Annotated in this window: 4 protein-coding genes; 3 read left to right on the top strand and 1 reads right to left on the bottom strand. The window is 50.2% G+C overall.

Annotated features, from left to right (window positions below; genetic code table 11):
• Positions 1 to 205: 205 nt before the first annotated feature.
• The 3 genes from rplU (at position 206) to cgtA (ending at position 1,903) form a co-directional block, all read left to right on the top strand.
• Positions 206 to 517 (top strand): 50S ribosomal protein L21, encoded by a 312-nt coding sequence (rplU, locus tag D6694_10795; protein ID RMH39836.1) that lies wholly within the window; start codon positions 206 to 208, stop codon positions 515 to 517.
• Positions 518 to 552: 35 nt separating this feature from the next.
• On the top strand, positions 553 to 813 hold the full coding sequence (locus D6694_10790) for a 50S ribosomal protein L27 (protein RMH39835.1): 261 nt from the start codon (positions 553 to 555) through the stop codon (positions 811 to 813).
• A gap of 73 nt (positions 814 to 886) precedes the next feature.
• The gene (gene cgtA / locus D6694_10785; protein ID RMH39834.1) at positions 887 to 1,903 is read left to right on the top strand and encodes an Obg family GTPase CgtA; all 1,017 of its coding nucleotides are present in this window, start codon (positions 887 to 889) and stop codon (positions 1,901 to 1,903) included.
• Positions 1,904 to 2,063: 160 nt separating this feature from the next.
• On the opposite strand, the gene D6694_10780 is transcribed toward cgtA, so the two are convergent.
• Positions 2,064 to 2,268: universal stress protein (locus D6694_10780; GenBank protein ID RMH39833.1), on the bottom strand; the 205-nt coding region annotated here is incomplete at its 5' end.

The following is a 2,268-nucleotide window of genomic DNA, read 5'->3' as shown; positions in this document are numbered from 1 at the left end:
CATCAGGCATTGAAATATAGGACGCCTGCCGAGTATATTCGAAGTGTTGGTTATGAGGTTCCTCATGTCTCAGTGTCTCAAATGTATTGAACCTGGACAATGGCTTGCCAAACTTCTCGATTTGCCGTAGAATTCGCGGCCTTTAGAGAGTAAGTTGCCCCTTTAGAAAGTCGATGGTGATGGGGCACAATGGGAGAGTGTGAGGATGTACGCGGTTATCCAGTCTGGCGGTAAACAGCATCGAGTCAAAGAAGGTGATGTTGTACGTCTTGAGAAAATTGAGCAAGAAACCGGCGCGACGGTTGAATTCGACAAGGTGTTGCTCGTTTCAGATGGTGAAAATGTTAAAGTCGGCGCGCCTTATGTCGAAGGGGCCAAAGTGGCAGCGGAGATTGTGACACATGGCCGCGGCAAGAAAGTTAGAATTATTAAGTTCAAGCGCCGTAAGCATCATATGAAGCGCCAGGGCCATCGTCAGTGGTACACTGAGGTTCGTATCACCGGCATTAAAGCATAATCGAGGATCATTTTAAGCTTAAAGAGGTATTTATCATGGCACATAAGAAGGCAGCGGGTAGTACTCGGAACGGTCGTGACTCGCATTCCAAGCGCCTTGGCATCAAGCGTTTTGGTGGTGAGCTGGTTTCCGCGGGTAGCATTATTGTTCGCCAGCGCGGTACCAAGTTTCATCCTGGGGTGAACGTTGGTTTGGGCCGAGATCACACCTTGTTTGCCAAGACTGATGGCTATGTGAAGTTTGAGGTCAAGGGGCCAAAGAACCGTAAGGTGGTCAGCATTATTCCGGCCAACTGAGATCCTGAGGCAGTTTTAAAGCCCCGCCTTGCGCGGGGTTTTGTGTTTGTATGAAGGGCAGAGCGAGGCGGTCATGAAGTTCGTGGATGAAGTGACAATTGAGGTCAAAGCGGGCAATGGGGGAAACGGCTGCCTAAGCTTTCGAAGGGAGAAGTATATTCCTAAAGGTGGCCCGGACGGTGGTGATGGCGGCGATGGTGGAAGTGTCTATCTGGAAGCTGACACGAGTCTGAACACATTGGTGGACTATCGCTACGAACGCAAGTTCCAAGCGGAGCGTGGAGAAGATGGAAAAGGCCGACAAATGTCGGGGAAAAAAGGCGCTGATTGCATTTTGACAGTGCCAGTGGGAACTCGTGTCTATGATGTTGATACCGGTGAGTTGCTGGGAGACCTTGTCACCCCTGGCCAGCGGTTGTGTGTCGCCAAAGGCGGACGTAAAGGACTTGGCAACATTCATTTCAAAAGTTCCACCAACAGAGCGCCCCGACAGACGACGCCCGGGACACCCGGTGAAGCAAGAACACTCCGACTCGAGTTGCAGGTGTTGGCCGATGTCGGGCTTTTGGGGTTGCCTAATGCCGGGAAATCGACGCTGATTCGTGCTGTGTCCGCGGCCACACCGAAAGTGGCTGATTATCCTTTCACCACTTTGGTGCCCAATCTTGGTGTGGTCAAGATCGACCCCATGCGCAGTTTTGTGATCGCCGATATTCCAGGGTTGATAGAAGGTGCCTCGGAAGGGGCAGGGCTTGGCATTCGCTTTCTGAAACATTTATCACGAACAAGAGTTTTATTGCATGTCATTGATCTGGCGCCTTTTGATGATTCTGATCCAGCACAGGGTGCCCTGACCATTCGACGCGAGTTGGAAAACTACGATGAAGATTTGGCAAAAAAGCCTTGTTGGCTCGTGTTTAACAAGATGGACTTGCTACCAGACGACATTTGGAATGAGAGAAAGCATCGCGTCATTAAAGCACTAGGCTATCACGGCCCTGTGTATGAGATATCAGCCATATCTGGGCAAGGTACTCAACGGTTGTGTGGAGACCTCATGAATTTTCTGGAGCATTACGCAGAACAATAACGCTGGCGTCTGAATTGCTCAGGGGGGAGCGGTGACACGAAGTGTGCTCATTGATTACAACGGGTTTTGCTCGCTCCCTAACTAGTGACTTCAGCAAGTCGTGTTTTGATTGGTCGTATTATGTGGTTTCAACACGCCCCCATCTCTGTTGTGTCATTGGCTATTCCAGTCCAATAGGCGATACGAAGTTTTCCTGTTTTAAGGTGATAATGTCACAATCGAGTAATTCGAGTGTTGTCTCTGCCGTGTTTCCGATAAAAATGCCTGCAATGCCTTGTCGAGCCACAGTCCCGACAATGACTAAGTCGGCGTTGAATTCTCGGGCGGCCTCTGCGATGACATGTGGCGTTTCACCATTGCGTGTT

This window comes from Gammaproteobacteria bacterium (assembly GCA_003696665.1).
Classification (GTDB): domain Bacteria; phylum Pseudomonadota; class Gammaproteobacteria; order Enterobacterales.
Note: the sequence above shows the minus strand (reverse complement) of the source record. Positions and strands in the feature narration are given on the sequence as shown.

Coding starts and splice junctions, on each gene's coding strand:
- rplU (RMH39836.1), top strand. CDS start 206: ATGTACGCGGTTATCCAGTCTGGCGGTAAACAGCATCGAGTCAAAGAA.
- D6694_10790 (RMH39835.1), top strand. CDS start 553: ATGGCACATAAGAAGGCAGCGGGTAGTACTCGGAACGGTCGTGACTCG.
- cgtA (RMH39834.1), top strand. CDS start 887: ATGAAGTTCGTGGATGAAGTGACAATTGAGGTCAAAGCGGGCAATGGG.